1 protein-coding gene and 1 pseudogene are annotated in these 2103 nt (G+C 62.6%); one reads left to right on the top strand and one right to left on the bottom strand.

What is annotated here, in order from left to right; genetic code table 11:
• The coding region (locus DQW91_RS16420) for a methyl-accepting chemotaxis protein (RefSeq protein WP_112664717.1) at window positions 1–1446 on the bottom strand (1446 nt) is incomplete at its 3' end.
• A gap of 449 nt (window positions 1447–1895) precedes the next feature.
• Between DQW91_RS16420 and DQW91_RS16415 the strand changes: the two are divergent.
• Window positions 1896–2103 (top strand): annotated as a pseudogene (locus DQW91_RS16415) (DNA-binding response regulator); the annotation flags it as partial.

The following is a 2103-nucleotide window of genomic DNA, read 5'->3' as shown; positions in this document are numbered from 1 at the left end:
CTGCGACATCTCCGTGATCGTCTTGGCGATCTCGTGGATCGCCCGCACCGCCTCGTCCGTCGCCTGCTGCACCGAGCCGATCTGTGCCGAGATCTCGTCCGTCGCCTTCGAGGTCTGGTTCGCCAGCTCCTTCACCTCAGAGGCCACCACCGCAAAGCCCTTGCCGGCCTCCCCCGCCCGCGCCGCCTCGATGGTCGCGTTCAGGGCCAGAAGGTTCGTCTGGCCCGCGATGTTGTTGATCAGCGCGATGACGTTGCCGATCTTCTCCGCCGAGGCCGCGAGCGCCTGCACCGTCTCGTTGGTGCGTCTGGCGTCCACCACCGCCCGCTCCGCGATCTGCGAGGATTGCGTCACCTGCGCCGCAATCTCGCGGATCGAGATCGACAGTTCCTCCGTCGCCGCCGCCACCGTCTGCACGTTGGCCGAGGTCTGCTCGGCGGCGGAAGCCACCGTCACCGACTGGCCGCGGGTGCGGTCGGCCACTTCCGTCATCGACTGCGCGGTCGCCTCCATCTCGGTCGCCGCCGCCGACAGGCCTTGCGTCAGGGCCGAGACGTTCGCCTCGAAGCGACGGGTCAGGCCGTCCAGAACTTCAGCCCGGCGCATCTTGGCGTCGTTCTCCGCCTGCTGCTCCGCCGCGAGCCTTCGCGCCTCGATGGCGTTGTCCTTGAACACCTGCAGGGCGCGGGCGAGGGCGCCGACCTCGTCCTTGCGCTCGGCCCCGTGCACCGCGACGGCAAGATCACCTTCCGCGAGTCGGGACATCGCCGCCGTCATGCCGCCGAGCGGCCGCACGATGCCGTAGACCGCAATCGCTCCGATCAGCAGCACCGCCAGCGTCAGTCCCACCGCCGCCGCCACGATCAGCGTGCGCGAGGTCGAGACGGCGAGGTTCTCTGCTTCATCCTTTTGAAGTTCGAGAGACTTCGCGGCCTCCTCCGCGCGCTGGTTCAGGATGTCGCGCACGGCAATCCGCGCCTCTCGGCCGGGACCATTCGAGATCGCCATGGCGGCATCGTCTTCATAGCCCTTCACGCCGTGAGCGATGCTTTTTTCGAGAAAGGCGAGATAGGTCACGACAGCCTTCTTTGCCGCCTCGTCGGCGGACCGGACATCCTGCGTTTTATCGATGGCAAGAAGCTCATCAAATTGCTTGAGAGCGATCTGCTTGTATTCGTCATAGCGCTTCGCGTAGGTCTTTCGTTCATCCACGTTCTTATCGACGAGGACGTTCTTTTCCTGGATCGTCGCCTCGTTCACCGCTGCGTTGATCGAGCGGACATAAGTGAGGCGCGCAGCGTCGAAATCGACGAGATCCTTCGTGTCCTGCGTCATGCCATCGAGTCCGGTCTTGGCCAGAAAGACAAGCCCCGCCGAGATGGCGACGAAGATGGTGACGGGGATGGCGAGCTTTGTGAGAAGCCTGAGGTTGTTGAGAAGGCGCATGGTTGTCTCCACGAGACGAAAGAGCAAAACGTCACGGCCGAGAGACTAGGGCCGGCATCCTCACCAAAGGGTTAATTTGTCTGACGCATCAGACACGAATCACGATCCGCTCCGCCCTGATTCGCACGCGCTCGCTCAACTGATTCGCGAAGCTCTCCGTCTTTCGCGATTCAGCTTGCGAATCAACGTTGCATGTCAACACTTTGCCGTTGCAGTCCAAGCCCTGCGGACGAATCACAGGTAGCGCCGAAACACCCCGCATTATGGCTTCCTTGCAACAGCTCCACGCAAGCGAGGGATAAGAGTCTAAGGACGCCTGTTTGTCGTTGACGTTGCGTCGTCTGACCGACACTTTCTTAACGAACCTTCCGAACCGGAAGGTCAGACGCGGGCTCCAAAAAATCAAATGCCCGATGCAACGGTTACCTAAGGCTGGGGGGCCTTGAACCATGTATGTCGTCGTCGACGAGCGGCAGATCGTGACCGCCGGATATGTCGCCAGCTTCAACCGCGAAGGTGTCTCATCGCTCGGCCTGTTCTCGGACGAGTTTCCCGACTGGATCACGTCCGCGTCCAGTTCCGATCTCGATGCCGTCCAGGGCTTCCTGCTCGGGGAGTTCCAGAACCGCATTCCCTGCGCCGAGACCATCCGGCGCC

This window comes from Microvirga flavescens, from assembly GCF_003290125.1.
Classification (GTDB): domain Bacteria; phylum Pseudomonadota; class Alphaproteobacteria; order Rhizobiales; family Beijerinckiaceae; genus Microvirga; species Microvirga flavescens.
The sequence above is the reverse complement of the archived record's forward strand: the minus strand, read 5'-3'. Positions and strand labels throughout refer to the sequence as shown.